Source organism: Hymenobacter sp. NBH84 (assembly GCF_014217645.1).
Taxonomy (GTDB): Bacteria; Bacteroidota; Bacteroidia; order Cytophagales; family Hymenobacteraceae; genus Hymenobacter; species Hymenobacter profundi.
In genome coordinates this window covers 1,358,348-1,374,470 of record NZ_CP043644.1, presented here as the reverse complement: position 1 = coordinate 1,374,470, position 16,123 = coordinate 1,358,348, and the positions used below count along the sequence as shown (strand labels likewise).

At 55.9% G+C, this 16,123-nt stretch carries 16 protein-coding genes; 2 read left to right on the top strand and 14 right to left on the bottom strand.

Annotation, left to right across the window (positions count from 1 at the left end; genetic code table 11):
* Positions 1-11 precede the first annotated feature (11 nt).
* The gene (locus F1C16_RS05700; RefSeq protein ID WP_185283381.1) at positions 12-2,747 is read right to left on the bottom strand and encodes a hypothetical protein; all 2,736 of its coding nucleotides are present in this window, start codon (positions 2,745-2,747) and stop codon (positions 12-14) included.
* A 130-nt stretch (positions 2,748-2,877) separates the two neighbouring features.
* On the opposite strand from F1C16_RS05700, the gene F1C16_RS05695 reads away from it, so the two are divergent.
* The gene (locus F1C16_RS05695) at positions 2,878-4,353 is read left to right on the top strand and encodes an APC family permease (protein ID WP_185283380.1); all 1,476 of its coding nucleotides are present in this window, start codon (positions 2,878-2,880) and stop codon (positions 4,351-4,353) included.
* A 93-nt stretch (positions 4,354-4,446) separates the two neighbouring features.
* Here the strand turns inward: F1C16_RS05695 and F1C16_RS05690 are convergent, their stop codons facing one another.
* From F1C16_RS05690 to F1C16_RS05660, 7 genes are all read right to left on the bottom strand, one after another.
* Positions 4,447-4,905, bottom strand: a complete 459-nt coding sequence (locus F1C16_RS05690; RefSeq protein ID WP_185283379.1) for a carboxypeptidase-like regulatory domain-containing protein — start codon at positions 4,903-4,905, stop codon at positions 4,447-4,449.
* A gap of 459 nt (positions 4,906-5,364) precedes the next feature.
* Entirely contained in the window at positions 5,365-5,742 is a 378-nt protein-coding gene (locus F1C16_RS05685) for a hypothetical protein (protein ID WP_185283378.1), read from the bottom strand.
* Between the two features lie 204 nt (positions 5,743-5,946).
* The gene (gene arsB, locus F1C16_RS05680) at positions 5,947-7,053 is read right to left on the bottom strand and encodes an ACR3 family arsenite efflux transporter (RefSeq protein WP_185283377.1); all 1,107 of its coding nucleotides are present in this window, start codon (positions 7,051-7,053) and stop codon (positions 5,947-5,949) included.
* An 18-nt stretch (positions 7,054-7,071) separates the two neighbouring features.
* Positions 7,072-7,563 (bottom strand): GNAT family N-acetyltransferase, encoded by a 492-nt coding sequence (locus F1C16_RS05675; RefSeq protein ID WP_185283376.1) that lies wholly within the window; start codon positions 7,561-7,563, stop codon positions 7,072-7,074.
* Positions 7,564-7,574: 11 nt separating this feature from the next.
* Positions 7,575-8,348: a metallophosphoesterase gene (locus tag F1C16_RS05670; RefSeq protein ID WP_185283375.1), complete on the bottom strand. Its 774-nt coding sequence runs from the start codon at positions 8,346-8,348 to the stop codon at positions 7,575-7,577.
* Positions 8,349-8,432: 84 nt separating this feature from the next.
* Positions 8,433-8,891 carry a DUF6428 family protein gene (locus tag F1C16_RS05665; RefSeq protein WP_185283374.1) on the bottom strand — a complete coding sequence of 153 codons (459 nt, stop codon included), beginning with the start codon at positions 8,889-8,891 and terminating at the stop codon, positions 8,433-8,435.
* A 27-nt stretch (positions 8,892-8,918) separates the two neighbouring features.
* Positions 8,919-9,269 carry a helix-turn-helix transcriptional regulator gene (locus F1C16_RS05660; protein WP_185283373.1) on the bottom strand — a complete coding sequence of 117 codons (351 nt, stop codon included), beginning with the start codon at positions 9,267-9,269 and terminating at the stop codon, positions 8,919-8,921.
* A 227-nt stretch (positions 9,270-9,496) separates the two neighbouring features.
* On the opposite strand from F1C16_RS05660, the gene F1C16_RS05655 reads away from it, so the two are divergent.
* Positions 9,497-9,724, top strand: coding sequence for a hypothetical protein (locus F1C16_RS05655; RefSeq protein WP_185283372.1), 228 nt, complete (start codon positions 9,497-9,499; stop codon positions 9,722-9,724).
* 168 nt (positions 9,725-9,892) lie between these two features.
* On the opposite strand, the gene F1C16_RS05650 is transcribed toward F1C16_RS05655, so the two are convergent.
* The 6 genes from F1C16_RS05650 to F1C16_RS05625 form a co-directional block, all read right to left on the bottom strand.
* On the bottom strand, positions 9,893-11,140 hold the full coding sequence (locus tag F1C16_RS05650) for a tol-pal system protein YbgF (RefSeq protein ID WP_185283371.1): 1,248 nt from the start codon (positions 11,138-11,140) through the stop codon (positions 9,893-9,895).
* A 396-nt stretch (positions 11,141-11,536) separates the two neighbouring features.
* Positions 11,537-12,541 (bottom strand): alpha/beta hydrolase, encoded by a 1,005-nt coding sequence (locus F1C16_RS05645; protein ID WP_185283370.1) that lies wholly within the window; start codon positions 12,539-12,541, stop codon positions 11,537-11,539.
* Positions 12,542-12,604: 63 nt separating this feature from the next.
* Positions 12,605-13,165, bottom strand: coding sequence for a hypothetical protein (locus F1C16_RS05640; RefSeq protein WP_185283369.1), 561 nt, complete (start codon positions 13,163-13,165; stop codon positions 12,605-12,607).
* Positions 13,166-13,184: 19 nt separating this feature from the next.
* A complete protein-coding gene (locus tag F1C16_RS05635; RefSeq protein WP_185283368.1) occupies positions 13,185-14,213 on the bottom strand; it encodes a LacI family DNA-binding transcriptional regulator in 1,029 nt (342 codons plus the stop codon).
* A 319-nt stretch (positions 14,214-14,532) separates the two neighbouring features.
* The gene (locus F1C16_RS05630; protein WP_185283367.1) at positions 14,533-15,384 is read right to left on the bottom strand and encodes a hypothetical protein; all 852 of its coding nucleotides are present in this window, start codon (positions 15,382-15,384) and stop codon (positions 14,533-14,535) included.
* 115 nt (positions 15,385-15,499) lie between these two features.
* The gene (locus F1C16_RS05625; protein WP_185283366.1) at positions 15,500-16,063 is read right to left on the bottom strand and encodes a heme NO-binding domain-containing protein; all 564 of its coding nucleotides are present in this window, start codon (positions 16,061-16,063) and stop codon (positions 15,500-15,502) included.
* Positions 16,064-16,123: the final 60 nt, after the last annotated feature.

Genomic DNA, 16,123 nt, shown 5'->3' with positions numbered 1-16,123 from the left:
ACCTCGCCATTTTACCACGGTACCAGTGTGCGGTGCAACTCAGAACCGGATACGCGGTAGAGCTGGTAGGCGCGGCGGGTAGCATCGTAATTGAGGGAGATGGTGGGGGCAGTGCTGGGGAAGGGGCGGCCGCTGATGAGACGCCCTTCTGTGTCGTAGAGATACACGTTGCCGGGACCGGGCTCAGAGAGGGCTACCACCTGAAGTTTCTGGCTGAAGTTGAAATACTGCACCGGCTTGATACCCGACGTCAGGAATCGGCGACTGAGCAACTGCCGGCCCGTGGGGCTAAACACGGCCAGCTGGCCGCGGTCATCTTCCCGTACCACCACATACGTAGCATTGTTCTGATCAGGAATCAGGCGAAAAATGGAAGTACGGCTCCAGGTAGCCACCCGGCTTCGGCTCACAATCTCGCCGCTGAGCGCAAACGTCACCCGCTCGCCGTGCTGGGTTACCATCGTCAGACGGGTGCGGCGTAGCGTGGTGCCCTGCTCCACAAACACACCGCTTTGCAGCCGTGCTCCCATGCTGATGGGGAAACCAGGGTAGAGCCCGCCCTGCGCATCGTAGGCGTAGACATATCCGTTTTCCAACGGCACCACAATGATGTCGCGGCCGTTTATGCTTAGGTACTGCGGCTCGCCGGCCAGACTGAACTCTACGCGTTTGGGCTGCCAGCCAGCGTAGGGCTGCCCGTTGGTATCATACAAAAACAGATTGTTGCCGCCCCCCAGCACCAGCAGGCGCGTGGCGGTATTGCCTACGGGAGGTGAGGCGACCAGCCCCGTAGCCTGCACGGTATCAGGAAGATTGAAGGGGAAATGTGGCGCTTCTGTCCCGCGCTCGTTCAGCAGATGCAACTGGGTAGGCGTTAGCAGCAGGTGCTGATTGCTGCCGTCGCGCCGCAGCCGCTGAATAGGCTGCACCAGCGGCCCCGGCAGCGAATCGGACCACGCCACCACATTTTCGGGCGTTACGTAGTGCAGCACTTGGGCTGCGTCCTGCACCAGCACACCAGCATTGCGAGTGCCCGGCACGGCCACCAGCGCCGGCCCCGAGGTAAGGGCTGTCTTGAAGGTAAGCACAGCGTCGTTGCCGTTGGCGCCCTGTGCCTGCGACACCGCCGGCCCAATAGCCGGATGGCGTAGCAAAAACTGCGTGAAGTACTGCGCAGTCGTATCGTTTTCATTGGTGGCAGGCACCCACTGAAAAGCAATCTGCGGAAAGCGCTTGAACAGGTTCTCGTTGCGCAGTAGGCCTGCCCGACGGTCTTCCACAGCGGCACGCAGTAGCAAGTTCCAGGCGTTGCGCATGTCCAGCAGTACGCTCAGGCGAGTCATTGAAGCAGTTTCCTGCAAAAAAGCTACCTGCACCGGCGAGCGGCTCCACACCTCACGGGCGGCTATGTCCGTCAGCCAGGTGCGCAGGGTAGCCGCATCGGTTCCGAAGGCTACGTAGTTGCCTACCTGCGTCATCACGGGCTGCCCAAAATTGGAGAACTGCGGCCCCAACAACCGGGCCGGCAGCTCGGGCACGCCGGTTTGGTACATCTGATACGGCCCTACCCGCTCAAACGACGGCGTAGTTCCCGTAGCCCGGCGCAACTGCCCCAACAGGATACCAGCGCGGTCGGGGGTAGCACAATACGCCAGCGCCAGCTTGCCCGGCACCGCCCGCGCCGACGGAGCCGCCAAGTAGCACAGGGCCACTTCGCGCGAGAACTGCCCGGCCAGGCTATCGAGCAACGGCTGCGTAAGCTGGCTCAACGAGTCGGTATCAAGGGGATGAGGGTCGCGCAGTACGCTGGCCGGCCCTACCCCCATGTGCACCAGCAGCGCCGTGCGCAGCGAAAGCACCTCGGCCATTTGCAGGCGCTGCGTCGGCTGCCCGCGCAGGCGCTGGTGAAGAGAGCCACGGGCAATTTCGGGATTACTGAATCCACTCAATATCACCTTATTGCCCGCCAATCGAATACCCAGCATGCCGTTGCGGCTCAGGCTGGTGAAAGCCGTCAGGTCGCCTTCCAGCTCCGACCTGAAAAACACACCCAGGAGCTGCGGCAGCCGCCGGTAGTTCACCAGCAGGGTAGCATCGGTATTGGGCATGTTCAGGTAGTCGGTGTTCTGAAAATCGGCGGCTACTGTGGGGGCATCGGGGTGTTCCAGGCGCAGCACCACGGCTTCTACCAACGTCGGGTTGGCGCTAATGAGCAATTGGTTGCGGTAGTTGAAGTAGGTGAGACTGGTGCCGTTGCCACGCTGCTGAATGGTCACGAGCTGGTTGTCGTGAAACGTGCGCGTGCTGACTTGGTAGCGCGCATCGCGGCGCAGGGCGTCTTCCAGGGCCCGCACCTGCCGGTACTCGCGCACAGTGGCTACGGGCACCTGAAACAGCACATCGAACGTGCCCGGCGCCGTGACGTGCACAGAGGTGAACACCCGCTTGTGGCCCAGGAAACGCAGCACTACGTTGCGCCCCCCTACCAGGCTATCGGCTAGCGTTAGGTTGTCTTCTACTTGCTGGAAGTAACGCACGGCCGTGAGGTTGTCCCAAAGCTGGCTTTCCTGCAAGTGGCGCACCAGCGTGGGGTGGTCGTCGGTGGTGAGCACCAGCGCCGCGTCGTCGGGCACCAGCGTCCAGGGGTCTACGGGCACGGCCGCCACAGTATGGCGATAATACACATAGGAGCCCAGGGCCGAAACCAGGAGCAGCCCAATCAGAAAGACGAGTAGCTTATGCGACATGCAACCGCAAAAGTAGCTATTCGTGATTGGGCACGACAAAGTTGTTCCGGCAGGTTCCCCGTTTGGCTAGCTGGCTACCCAACAGAATCTAATTATCTTCCGCCCCTGAACACACTCCTACTCCCTATCTATGTCTGAAAAACAAGGCCACTTTCAGCGGGCCATTACGCTGTTTGATGCCGTCATGATCGTGACCGGCGGCATGATTGGCTCCGGTATCTTCATCGTTTCCACTAGTATTGCCCGGCAGGTTGGCTCGGCGGGTTGGCTGCTAGTAGTGTGGATTATCACGGGCCTGATCACGCTGGCCGGCGCCGTGAGCTACGGCGAGCTGTCGGCTATGTTCCCGAAGGTAGGCGGGCAGTACGTGTACCTGCGCGAGGCCTACAACAAGCTGGTGGCGTTTCTCTACGGCTGGTCGCTGTTCACGGTCATCCAGACGGGCGTTATTGCGGCCGTGGGCGTGGCGTTTGCCCGCTTCACGGGCGTGCTGGTGCCGTGGTTCAGCGAGGAGCACGTGCTGTTCAACGTCGGCCCGCTGGCCTTCACCACCGTGCAGCTGCTGGCCATTCTGATGATTGTGGGCCTCACCTGGATCAACGCCAACGGCGTGCGCAGTGGCAAGCTGATTTCCAACGTATTCGGCAGCACCAAGCTGGTGGCGCTGGCTTTGCTCATCTTGTTCGGTCTGATTTTGGGTGTCAACCACGAGGCCGTGCAAATCAACTTTACGGATATGTGGCAGGCCGCCAGCTTCGACGATCTGGGCAACGCTACCCCCTTGGACACCTGGGGCCTGGTAGGCGCCATCGGCCTGGCCATGACCGGCTCCCTGTTCAGCTCCGACTGCTGGAATAACATCGGGTTTTCGGGCGATGAAATCGTACGGCCCGAGCGCACCATTGTGCTCAGCATGGCCATCGGCACGGCCATTGTCACGGCCTTGTACCTGCTCATCAACGTGGTATACCTGCTGGTGCTGCCCATCCCCGGCAACCCTACCGCCGCTGCTACCGATGTGGTAGGGCGCGGCATTATGTACGCCGCCAACGACCGGGTAGCCACCGCCGTGGCCGAGAGCATGCTGGGCCGCACCGGCGCCTACGTGATGGCCGTACTCATCATGATCAGCACCTTTGGGGCCAACAACGGCATCATCCTCAGCGGTGCCCGCGCCTACTATGCTATGGCAAAGGATGGCCTGTTCTTCCCGCCCCTGGCCCGTCTGAACCGCGCCGGCGTGCCCGGCGTAGCCCTCTGGACCCAATGCGCCTGGGCTTGCCTGCTTTGCCTTACGGGCTCGTATGGCGAACTGCTCAACTATGTGATGTTCTCAGTGATTCTGTTCTACGTCATCACCATCATCGGCATCTTCGTGCTTCGCCGCACCCGCCCTACCGCGCCCCGCCCCTACCGGGCGTTTGGCTACCCGCTGGTGCCGCTGTTCTACATTGTGCTGGCCTCAGCCTTCTGCCTCATTCTGCTGTTCAGCGACGCTACAGCTGCATTTTCTCAACGCGGGTTACTCCTGCTGGCGCTGGGTGTGCCAGTTTACTTTTTGCTGGGCCGGCAGTTCAACAAACAACTACCCAACGAAGAGCAGTAAGTAATCTAAGTTGTGGACTAACCGCTAGTTACTTTCCACAAAAAAACGCCCCGTTACCAGTAACGGGGCGTTTTTTGTGGAAAATCATTTCACTTAACGCTTGATGCGTTTGAAAGCATCCGGCCGGTATTTCAGCACTACTGTCTGGTTGGTGGCCGTTGGACGGGCAGACACCTCATCATCGTAGTAGCCCGCGGAGCCGCAGCGGAGCGTGTAGCGGCCCGCAGGAATGGTGAGTTTGTAGCAGCCGTCGGCATCCGTGATACCGATTATCTGGGTGCCTTTCACCACAATGGTAGCTCCTACCAATGGATCTTTGTCCACGTCTATCACGCGCCCTTGAATCGTCATCATGGGCACTCGGGCGCTAGCCGTCGTTGTCGTTACACGAGGCGCCTCTGCCTCTTTTTCATCTTCTGCTACCTCCCCTACAGTCGTTGCAACGGTGTTGCTAGCCAGCAAAGCGTCGTCTGCATATCCTTGAGCATAGCTACCCATGCTTACTACGAGTAGCAGTACAACAAGAACGAGCGTGGTAAGCAGTGATTTCATTTGTGCTAGCTTGATAATGTTCGTAGTGACAATATCGCCCCGGTTGTGTCATGGCTAGAGTTCAACTCATTGAACAGTATCCTTCTTCCGATCAGGCATACAAATATATTGTACTATTATCAGAAATCCATATCACTTTAAAATTTTTTATTCCAAAATTGACTAAAATTATTCTAATAATGAGCCAATGACTTTTCACTGAATCAGGCGTATTTAGGGAATTTTTGCATATATAGTTTCATAATGGGTTGCGTTATGCTATTACACTTCCTTTGCTACTTACGAGTAAAAAGAGCGTTTTACTTATAATGAGCACACATACAGCATGACACGAACCATAATTACTACCTTGGCAATATCATATTATCAGAATAGCCCATCTGTCTTGCAAACGCAAGAATCCCGCACGTTGTCGTACGGGATTCTTATTAGACAGTGTAATCGTGGGAAACGAAAACGCTAGTCGTGCGCCGGGCGCGAGGGGCCGCTTGGGGCATCTTCGCCAAAATCCTGGTCCTGGGTGCGGATGCTGTTGCCCATTTCGTAGCTACCTTCTTTGGTGAAACCCGGCCCTTGGGCGTTTTCGCCTTCGGCATGGTGCTCGTTGCCACCCTGGGGATGGGTTTCGTCGCCGCCGATGTGCAGGTTTTCGAGTTGATCTTTCTGGTTGCTGCGCTGTTTGTAGCCGTTGGCTCCGGTATAGCGTGCCGCCGAAGGGTCGCTCATCTCTTTGCCATTGCTCTGGCTTTCGTCAAAATCCTTTTCGTTTTCGAGCTGCTCGTTTTTCGGAATAATGTTTTCCTGGTCGGTGATGCTACCGTCTTTATCTGTGGCCATATGCTGAGGATGAATTGCGTGGGAAAATACTCTCTAGCAATACGCAGTCCGGCAAGCATAGTTGGGGATGCTTAGGGCCAGTAGATGGTTTAAAGCTGTGCTCATGCAGTGCCCTGAGCGCAGATAGCACAGCGTTGCACGTATGAGCATGATTTGCAACGTAATGCAGCATCCTCATTCTACCCATACCCCATTATCTGACCACTAGAAACTATGCGGCTGGGGTTCCTGCTTGTCCCCGTACCAGCGGCGACGAAACCAGAAAGCCAGGTTGACTAAAGCAATCAGGGCCGGCACCTCAATCAGCGGACCAATAACGCCCGCGAAGGCCTGGCCCGAGTTCAACCCAAATACGCCAATGGCTACCGCAATAGCCAGTTCGAAGTTGTTGCCGGTGGCGGTGAAGGCAATGCTGGCATTTTCGGCATAATCGGCTCCCAGGTACTTGCCTGCCGCAAAGCTGAGCACAAACATGATTCCGAAATATAAGGCCAGTGGCAAGGCGATGCGCAACACATCGAACGGAATACGCACTATAGTTTCGCCTTTTAAACTGAACATCACGACAATCGTGAGCAGTAGGGCTACTAGCGTAATGGGGCTAATAGCCGGGAGGAAAGTCTGCTCGTACCATGTGTCTCCCTTCAGCCGCCGTAACACCAAGCGCGAAAGAAAGCCAGCCGCAAACGGAATACCCAGGTAGATGAGCACGCTCTGGGCAATGTCGCCAATGCCGATGTTCACGGCGTAGCCTTTCAGGCCGAAGTAGGGCGGCAGCACGGTAATAAACAGCCAAGCCAACACCGAGTAGAACAGCACCTGAAAAATAGAGTTGAGCGCCACCAACCCGGCCGCGTACTCGCGGCTACCGTCGGCCAAATCGTTCCATACCAACACCATAGCAATGCAACGGGCAATGCCAATCAGGATCAGGCCCATCATGTACTCGGGCCTATCAGGCAGCAGCCACACGGCCAGTAAAAACATAAGCAATGGCCCCAGAATCCAGTTCAGAAACAAGGATAAGCCAATAATGCGCGTGTTCTTAAAGACCTTCGGCAGCTGCTCGTACTTCACCTTAGCTAGTGGTGGGTACATCATCAAAATCAGGCCTAAGGCCAGCGGTACGTTCACTGTGCCTACTGAGAAGTAATTCACGGCTTCGTTGATGTCGGGTACGAAATAGCCCAGCGCGACACCCAGCGCCATCGCCAGGAATATCCAGAGCGTAAGGCCCCGGTCAAGACCCGAAAGTTTCTTTTCTGCCAGCACGACAGGGGTTGCCGGAAGGGGTTGAGGGAGCGTGTTCATGGAGAGGTAGGGAATACGTTACGTCAGGCCGATGTACGGGCTGCGTCGCTCCAGCAGCACGGTGTTGCGCCATACACCGTGGTGCTGGCCAATCCGCTCGCGGTAGCCAACGACGCGAAAACCAGCCTGCCTGTGCAGGCCAATACTGGCTGTATTCTCGGCAAAGGTGCCGGCTTGTAACGTCCAGATACCATGCGCTTCCGAGTCGAGAATGAGGCTTTGCAGCAACTGCCGACCCACGCCTTGCCGGCGGGCGTCAGCGGCGATGTACAGGCTGATTTCAGCAACCCCGCCGTACACGCAGCGGCTCGATACGGGCGAAAGGGCCGCCCAGCCCAGCACTGCACCACCAGCAATAGCGACCAAGCGGCTGTGAACCAGGTGCGCCCGGTCCCAGGCCTCCCATGTGGGTGCCTGGGTTTCAAAGGTGGCGTTGCCAGTGGCTATACCCTGCTCGTATATGGTGCGCACGGCGGGGTAGTGCGCGGTGGTCATTGGTTGAATCTGCATGGCAGAACGGCTTAATATGCCTTGCGCAGCATATCGGCATACGCATTGGGCAGCGGCGAATCTTCCACGGCTTTTGCCGCTTTCTCCACATCATACGCCACACGAATCAGCTCGGAACGCACGCCGTCCGGGCTGATTAGCTGCGTGTCCTCATCGAGGTGCAGCAGCTGGTAGGCGGCGCGGGGGTCGCCGTCTTTAGGCTTGCCCACCGAGCCAATGTTGAGCGCATGCCGGTAGCGGGTTTCGCCTTCTACCTCATAGGCGAAGGTGCGGTGGTAGGGCTTATGCGTGTGCCCAAAGAGCAGAATGTCGGCTTGGGCATCGGCCAGCACCCGCAGAAAGCTGGCTTCGGGTCGGTCTTCAAATAGGTATTCGTTGATTTTGCGCGGGGAACCATGCACCATCAGCAAATTCAGCGTACACGGCTCGTCCTCAAAGTCGAGACGCATGTGCTTGGGCAGCAAGCGTAGGTAGCGCCGTTCGTCGTCGCCCATTACGTGGTTGGTGTAGGCAATACTCTGCGCGCCCAGATCCTTTTCAGTGTCGGTTTTGTAGGCGCAGCCGCAGTTGCTACTAGCCAGGCCAATGCCTTGGTCGTAGTTGCCAGCCAGGGTAGGAATACCCCGACGGCGCACCTCGTTCACTACCTCATTGGGCCAAGGCGCATAGCCTACCAAGTCGCCGAGGCAGAAGATCATGTCGGGGCGGCGCTGCTCCATGTCGGCCAGCACTGCTTCCAACGCCGGCAGGTTACCGTGCACATCGGAGAAAAAGGCAATCGTCATCAGAAACAGAAAGAAGAAGTTAGGAAAGAGGAAACCAGACCTGCAAAACGGCGCTTCCCTTCCCGGTAGCGCCGTTGAAAAGGGTTAGCAGCATCCGCCGCCGGGCGTGCAGGCCAGCATTTGCAGTTGGGGTGGGGCAACCTCTTTGCTTGGAATGCCACAGGCATCCTGCGCCAGGCAGGCCGTTTGCTTGGGTAGGAGCACAAAGTCCTGCCCGTCGAACGAGAGGCCAAATTTGCCTATGGTGGCCTGCTGATACTCAACCTCGATATCCAAATCTTCCTGGCCCAGAATTTTCTCTGATAGCGCGAGAATGTGCAGGAACTTCTGTGGAGCCAGGCGATGGTCGTAGTCACCGGCTTCCCAGAGCTGGAAGTTGGCAACCGTTTCCTGGCGCTCCACGCCGCCGCAGTCAATGAAATGCTTGCTCACCAACCCCACTTCCGTCACATGGAAATGCGGGGGTAAATACTCGCCCGAGGGTAGGCGAAAATGAACAGCGTCGAGCCCAGCCAATGACTGCTTCATTTCGGAGATTTTCATCGTCAGTAAGTAAGGTGAATAAAAAGATTAGCAGGCGCAGGCATCGTCGGGGCCGCAGGCCGTGCCGCTTGTTGCCTCTATGAAAAAGCTGACAAACTGCTGCTGCACCCGTTGTAGCAATTCGGTATTGAGGCAATAGCAGACCGTGAGGCCGTCAATCTCTCCTTTTATTAACTCCAGCGCTTTCAGCTCCTGTAGGTGCTGCGACACTGTGGTGCGCGAGAGCGGCAACTCAGCAGCAATATCGCCGGAGATGCAGGTTTGCTTGCTGGCCAGCAACTGGATAATAGCTACTCTGGCCGGATGGGCCAGGGCTTTGGCCACGCGGGCTAACTGCTGCTGCTCGGCGGTGAAAGCCTCGGTTTTAGCGTAAGTCATGGATAAATGGATGACAACAGTAACTTTATGTCGTAAATATACGACACAATATGACGCATGTTTACGACATGCGGTTTTTAGTTGTAATTAGCTACACTAATCTGAGTTTTGCAGCCATGTGTAACTTGACCACTACGACCAAACCTGCGTACTCAGAATGTTTTCGGACTTTTGCTCCTCTTTCAGCCGGTAGCGTCCTTCTGCTTACCCTTAGCTCCCTCCTACCCGTGGATTTTTCTAAACTTTACCATCCCAGCGCCCTCAACAGCTATCAGTTCATTGCCCTCACAGGTCTCATCATGAGCGGTGGGGCGCACCTGTTGTTGCATTTTGTGTTTCACCACACGGTGCAGGGCTTCAATTGGCTCTACGTGTGTTGGGCTGCTTTATATGTGATAGGTACGCTACGCAACCTCTTCGGCAAGCCTGATGCGGGCCACCATCATCACCACTAAGAAAAGTGAAGTTGTGAAAAGTGAGATTGTGAATGAGTATCATTCTGAACAGCGCGAAGGCCCTTTTCACGGCTGAACCAATCGTTGTTACGGTTGTCGTTCAGCCGTGAAAAGGGCCTTCGCGCTGTTCAGAATGACAGTTTGCTCTAACGCACTACCCCGCTATTTCTAGTTGTTCTTCAGGTAGATTTGGGCTTCACGGCACATATCCGATTTGCGCTCGGCGCGCTCTGCTACTACGGCGTAGTACTGCTTGGCGCGGCGCACGTCTTTTTCGCCGTTTGCCAGGTGTGCTAGGTTCAGGTTGGCGTAGAGATAGAAGCCGCTCTGCGTTTCGCTGGTGCTTTCGGCAAATACGATGCAGCGCTGGTAGTATTCCTTGGCTTTAGCCAGGTTGCGCACTTTGTTCTGCATAATCCACCCCATGAAGTAGGTCGCGTAGCGGCCGCTAGTGCCTTCGTAGCCGGGTAGGCCTCGGTTTAGCTTGTCCAGAATGTCCTTGCTGATCTTCTCGCACTCCCAAAATTCGCCTTCGTTGAAGCACAGCATGGCGTACAGGCGCTCGAAGTAGGCATTGTCGGGGTAGGTTTGGTGGAGCTGCTGGGCTACGGCCAAGGCTTCGCGGGCCGAGTTTTTTTGCTCAGACAGGACTTTCATCAGAAAGTATTTGGCCTCCGGCGCGGCATAGAAGCCATTGTTAGCCACTATGCGCAATTGCTCAACACCTAATTGTTGGTTGCCTTTCGGGAAAAACAGCAGCACGGGCCGCAACAGCTTGTAGGTTTCTGACAACCACACCGAGTAGTAGTTGATCAAAGCCTGACCGCACAGAAACTCGGGGCTCAGGTCGTTGGCCTGCTTGCTAATTTCAAGGTAGTCGAGGGCGCGTTTGCTACTTACGGTCACGCGGCGCCAGTTGTGCCGCTCGCCGTTCAGGCGGGCATCAAACCCGTAGGCGGCAGCCAGAAAAAAGCAGGCTTCGTAGTTTTTGTTATCGGCTTCGTAGAGGCGCGTAGCGTAAGTAATGGCGGTATCCATGTAGGCAAACAGCAGGTTATCATACTGCTTGGTTTGCGCAATGTTGGGCATAATCTTCCACCAGGTAGTCAGGCCCATCAGGAAGTAGGGCATGGGGTGCTGGGGGTAGCGCCGACGGAGCGAACGGAATTGCTTCTCGGCTTTGTCGTACTTGAAGTTGTAGAGGTTGTGCATGGCCCCATCCAGCTCCGTCTGAATGTCCTTGTCCAGCAGCAGCCAGCCGTCGATTTCCACCGCGCTGGGCAACACGTCTACGTTCTCTATATCAATGTTGCGGATGGGTGCCTCTTGTCGACTGGTCGTGTCTGGCTGTTGCTGCGCGTGCAGCAGCAAGGGTAGTAGCAGAAGTAATAGGAAGAAGTAAAACTTTTTGCTCATACACGAATGGTTGGGGCGGGCGTGGCAACCAATAGTAACATAGGCTTTTTGCTATCTACACAGCCAGCAGCCATTTCATTTTATCCAAAAAGCGGTGACATCATCTTGATAGTACCGCTAGTAGTTAGCTGTAATCTCTTATCTATGCGATACAACAAGCTTGGCTTAGCAATATTAATGCTGTTTTTGCACTTCATCCATATTGAACCAATATCATAAGCACAATTTGCCTTTTTAGATATATTTAAACTGTACTTTTACATGATAACACTATACTAATACACGAAGTATATTCTTGTTTATATACTGTAATTCCCAAAAAAACACTCGTAACATAAAAAGAGAAGCCTTTCGGGCTCCTCCTTATTATATACTACATTTTCAACTACCTATTTTCTATAGGAAAGCCAATAGCGCTTTGTAAAACTGGTCTGGCACCTGCACATGCGGAATGTGCCCTACTCCGGCTAGCGGCACTAGTTTGCTTCCTTTTATCTGGTTGGCAGTGCGGCGGCCAAGCGCCGGGTACTGCCCCAACGTTGCCAATACGCTAGGGTCACGCACGAGACCTTTGCCCACTACCGTGCGGTCGTCTTGCCCAATAATGAGCAGGGTAGGCACCTGCACCCGCGCAAACTCGTAGCACACAGGCTGTTGATAGATCATGGCGTACGTGAGGGCGCTGGCTAGGGCCACTTTGGCGTAATCGGGGTGGGCGAGTTGCGCGGTAAGTGGGGCCAGCCACTCTTCGTGCGTGGCAGGGTAGCCGTTGGGGTAGTAGCTCTGGTGGTAGGCGCGCATACTTTGTGCGGTAGTATGCAGTTCCTGCGCCGTGGCTTCGTCGGTGCTTCGGAAAGGCACCGCCAGCCGGTAGTCTTCGAGTCCAATGGGGTTTTCGAGCACCAGTTTCTCGGTGGTTTCGGGGTAGAACAGGGCGAAGCGCGTGGCCAGCATGCCACCCATGCTGTGCCCTACCACCACGGCCCGCCGGATGCCCAGCGTATCGAGCAGGTGCTTGGTGTTGCGCGCCAATTGGTGAAACGAGTAGTGGATATCCGGCTTATCCGACTTGCCAAAACCGATTTGATCGGGCACTACCACCCGAAAGCCGGCCTGCGTGAGCGTTTGCACCGTACCGCGCCAGTAGGCGCCGAAAAAGTTTTTACCGTGCAGCAACACCACCGTGCGCCCGTTGGCTTTGGCGGTTGGTGCCACGTCCATATAGGCCATTTGCAAGCGCTGGCCTTCCAGGCGCAACGGCAGGTGGTGCACGGGGTAGGGATAGGCGTAACCATCGAGGGTGGCGTTGAGTGACATCAGCCCTACGCCCGATTGGGCGTACCCAACACCAGCCGCTCCCAACCACCAAGTTAACACGAACAGAAAAACCGTAAAACGCATACAAAAGGTTGTTGATGATACCTCCCCAACAACCCTATTCCATCAGGGTTTACTTTTTCTGACCTACCCGTTGGACTGAAGCTTCAGGTGCAACTCTATTACGCGGGTGTCCTCATCACTCCATACTACGTTGCGGACATCCTCCACCCGAATTGCCGCCAAGCCATCGGCCACTCCGAATTCGGTGTAGCATTCCAGTAGCGCTTCGCGCTCCGTTAGTTGCCGCACGTAACCATAAAAACTAGTGGAAAGGTATGTGCTTAAATACACCAATTGCTCGTGCTCGCGCGCCATTTCCAATAGGTAGGGCGTGCTTAATTCACTTACCGTAAGGAAAGAGGGTGTTTTCACGCTAGCGTACACCCGATCCAGATTATTGGCTTTAAACTCCACATTGCGAATGTATTGGTCGTTGAAATCAACTTGAAATACATCGCTCAGATTGAATGACTGCATGCCTGTTTGCATACCATCGCGATTGATGACGCGCAGCAGAAGCACATCTTCACTGTAGCTCTGCACAAACCCAACGGCAAAACGCCCCGGTTCGCCCGCGTTGCTGCGGATACCTACCATTCGCTGCTCCTGTTGGGCACGCGCAAATAAGTCGTTATAGACACTCATAGCCGTTGCTTGCCATATGTTAGCGCATCGACGACTCGCGGATGTGCAGCTGAGGCTTGAGCACGACACGGTGGGGCGCAAAATTGTCGCTGCGCTTGAGCATTTGCAGAAACAGCTGCACCGCCGAGTGCCCCATCTGCTCGCCCCGCTGGTCCACCGATGTCAGCTTGGGTGTGGTGAGGGTAGTGAACGGCTCGTTGCTGAAGCCCGCCAGGGCAATATCCTGCGGCACCCGAATGCCCTGGGCATGCAGCACCTCCAGCGCCCCCGCCACAGGAATGTCACCGGACCCGAAAATAGCATCAGGTGGCTCGGCGAGTTGCAACAGCTCACGCATAGCCTGCTCGCCGGCGTTCTGCTGGAGTTTGGGCAGGAAGTGCATCAGCTGCTCGTCGTGGGGTAGGCCAAACGCTTGCAGGGCGTTGAGGTAGCCCTTGTGGCGGTTGCTGTAAATGTTTAGGTGCTGCGGCCCGGCAAAGTGGGCAATGCGGCGGCAACCCTGCTCCAGCAAGTGGCGCACGGCCATGTAGGCCCCCTGGTGGTCGTCGAGCACCACGCCGCTCACGCTGGACACCTCCGGCATCCGGTCAAAAAACACCAGCGGAATATTCTGCTGCCGTACTTTCTCGAAGTGCTGAAAATCGTGCGTGGTGCGGGCCAGCGACACCAGAATGCCTTCTACCTGCGCGTTCAGCAGGGCGTCGATGTTGTTCTTTTCGCGCTGCACGTCCTCGTTCGACTGGCAGATCATCACGTTGAAGCCTGCCTTGCTGGCTACGGTTTCGATGCCGTGCATGATCGACGGGAAAAAGTGCCCGTTGATGTGAGGCACAATCACACCCAGCATATTGCTACGGCCCCGGCGCAGGGCGGCAGCCAGGTGGTTGGGCTGGTAATTCAGCTCTTTGGCTACTTCCCACACGCGCTGCTTGGTAGCCTCGCTGATGTCGGCGTGGCCATTGAGTGCCCGTGAAATAGTAGAAGGCGACAGGTTCAGGATCTTTGCAAGGTCCGTGATGGAAGCGCGTTTGTTGAGTTTTTGTGCCACGGCGTTATGCGTATACGGTAAGGTAAGCATACGGAGAATACCCGCATACCATTTTCCGCTCATTGTTCAGAAAAGAAGCCAGGGCTAACGATGCAAGTATCCATCCGAGGACACCCATTATTGGCCGCTTACTGGCTTAATCAGCAAATTACCGGCATAAATGCAAATGCAAGCAACGTTAGTACGTTATTTCTTATTTAATTTTTTCCGTGTACTCTCCCTGTAATAGCTGCATCGTTGGTGATGCAACCTTCTCAACGGAAAACAAGCGTAAATAAGTCTAACCCGGCAGCCTAGCTGCTTGTTTAAGTGCCCTACCCTACTGCATGCCATAAGGTGCCCGGGTTACGGACTTTAGCCGACGCAAGCGGCCGTTCCATGTAATCTGGCGCAACAGCAAATGCGGGTAATCGTGGGCAAACCAATACACGTTTTGTTTCTCCTTATTAAGATTGATGGTTACGCGCCAGCTGGCCGCCAGCGTATCGGTGGCAGCCTGGTCGGCTACCGTTACGTGGGCCTGGTAGAGTAGCGGCGGCGCGGCGCTGCTGGTTTGCTGCTGCCCGGCAATGGTTACATCAAACGAGGGTAGATCTGCAAACCTGAGGCTGCGTAAGCAATAGCTCAACGCATCCTCAAACAGCACCTCGTGGCGCAGCAGGCGCCGACCGGCACCCTGGCCATCGTGGTAGGAGTTGTAGGTTTCTACGTACTGCAAGTCATCATCCACAAACGCCTTAAATGTGTTGCCGGCGGGCTCTTGCAGGGTAGTAGTAAGCTTATGTAGCACCGTGGGCCGGTCGCGCCGGAAAAACAGCGTGGTTAGAAAATGAAAAGGCGGCATAGCCGTCGGCAGCGAGCCGAACTGGCTGATGTGCATCACCGGAAAAACATCGTTGCGCCGGAGACTGTCCGTGCGCACATCAAACTGCTGGTTGAACTCCTCCAACTGCGTTACCTGGGTCAACTCGTAGGATAGCGCCTCGCCGTTGATAACCTGCTGGGCGTCGTAGCGCACAATTTCGGCTAGGCCGTCTTCCCACAGCGGGCGCATGGCCCAGTCATTATCAAAATACGCATCGAAGTGTTGCCGCCGCAAGGCTGGCACCGACTCTCCTCGCTGCTCGCCGGGGTCGGTGGGTCCTGAGGAGCAGCCAACCAGCAGTAGCATGGTGCCAATGCAAGTCATTATCGCCTTCCAGTGCATTGTTCTACTCATAAGCTATGTACGCCAGATCCTGCTGTCTCTACAGGCGCGTGTGTTCCCTACTACTGTATATATTCCCTTACTCGCAGGCAGACGCCACTAGGCCAGTAAGCGCACCCGCATTTGTACCCGCTCGCCATTTTTCGCTGGTAAGCGGCTCTACTATAATACGGTCTTCCTCATCGAAATAGCGCGCCAAGCCGCGCACAATGCCTAGCGCCAGCCCTCCCATACGCCGCGGCGACACATACTCAATAAATACTTCGTCGGGGGCCACGCGGCGCACGTCCAGCACAGGCGGCCTATAGCCTTCGTGCGCGGCCCTCACCTGCGTGTGCATGGCCGTTTCGGTGTGCTCCAGCATATCCAACGTCCGCCACTCCGGCCGGATGTACTTCTGGTACATATACAGCAAGTCCGGCACCAAGTACTCCCCAAATTTCTCGTGCAGCTCATCGGCCGAAAGACCAGTCATTTCAGCTGCCTGCCCTACCAGGGCATACATGTGCTCGTCGGGGTACACGTTGCGGTGGTCGAAGTCCACCTCCGTAAGCCCGGAGTGCTCTACTAGGCGCACCCAGGTACTATGGTCGTACTGCGTTTGCACGTAGCGTTTCAGCAGCGAAAAGATGGTCCCGTGCACGAATTAAAAGGCGAAATAGATAAAATCTAGCCTATATACGCAAAAAAGCGCTTCATAGCC

What these genes read in the sequence shown, in the direction of transcription:
- F1C16_RS05700 (WP_185283381.1), bottom strand. Translation starts at nt 2,747, where the DNA reads ATGTCGCATAAGCTACTCGTCTTTCTGATTGGGCTGCTCCTGGTTTCG.
- F1C16_RS05695 (WP_185283380.1), top strand. Translation starts at nt 2,878, where the DNA reads ATGTCTGAAAAACAAGGCCACTTTCAGCGGGCCATTACGCTGTTTGAT.
- F1C16_RS05690 (WP_185283379.1), bottom strand. Translation starts at nt 4,905, where the DNA reads ATGAAATCACTGCTTACCACGCTCGTTCTTGTTGTACTGCTACTCGTA.
- F1C16_RS05685 (WP_185283378.1), bottom strand. Translation starts at nt 5,742, where the DNA reads ATGGCCACAGATAAAGACGGTAGCATCACCGACCAGGAAAACATTATT.
- arsB (WP_185283377.1), bottom strand. Translation starts at nt 7,053, where the DNA reads ATGAACACGCTCCCTCAACCCCTTCCGGCAACCCCTGTCGTGCTGGCA.
- F1C16_RS05675 (WP_185283376.1), bottom strand. Translation starts at nt 7,563, where the DNA reads ATGCAGATTCAACCAATGACCACCGCGCACTACCCCGCCGTGCGCACC.
- F1C16_RS05670 (WP_185283375.1), bottom strand. Translation starts at nt 8,348, where the DNA reads ATGACGATTGCCTTTTTCTCCGATGTGCACGGTAACCTGCCGGCGTTG.
- F1C16_RS05665 (WP_185283374.1), bottom strand. Translation starts at nt 8,891, where the DNA reads ATGAAAATCTCCGAAATGAAGCAGTCATTGGCTGGGCTCGACGCTGTT.
- F1C16_RS05660 (WP_185283373.1), bottom strand. Translation starts at nt 9,269, where the DNA reads ATGACTTACGCTAAAACCGAGGCTTTCACCGCCGAGCAGCAGCAGTTA.
- F1C16_RS05650 (WP_185283371.1), bottom strand. Translation starts at nt 11,140, where the DNA reads ATGAGCAAAAAGTTTTACTTCTTCCTATTACTTCTGCTACTACCCTTG.
- F1C16_RS05645 (WP_185283370.1), bottom strand. Translation starts at nt 12,541, where the DNA reads ATGCGTTTTACGGTTTTTCTGTTCGTGTTAACTTGGTGGTTGGGAGCG.
- F1C16_RS05640 (WP_185283369.1), bottom strand. Translation starts at nt 13,165, where the DNA reads ATGAGTGTCTATAACGACTTATTTGCGCGTGCCCAACAGGAGCAGCGA.
- F1C16_RS05630 (WP_185283367.1), bottom strand. Translation starts at nt 15,384, where the DNA reads ATGCTACTGCTGGTTGGCTGCTCCTCAGGACCCACCGACCCCGGCGAG.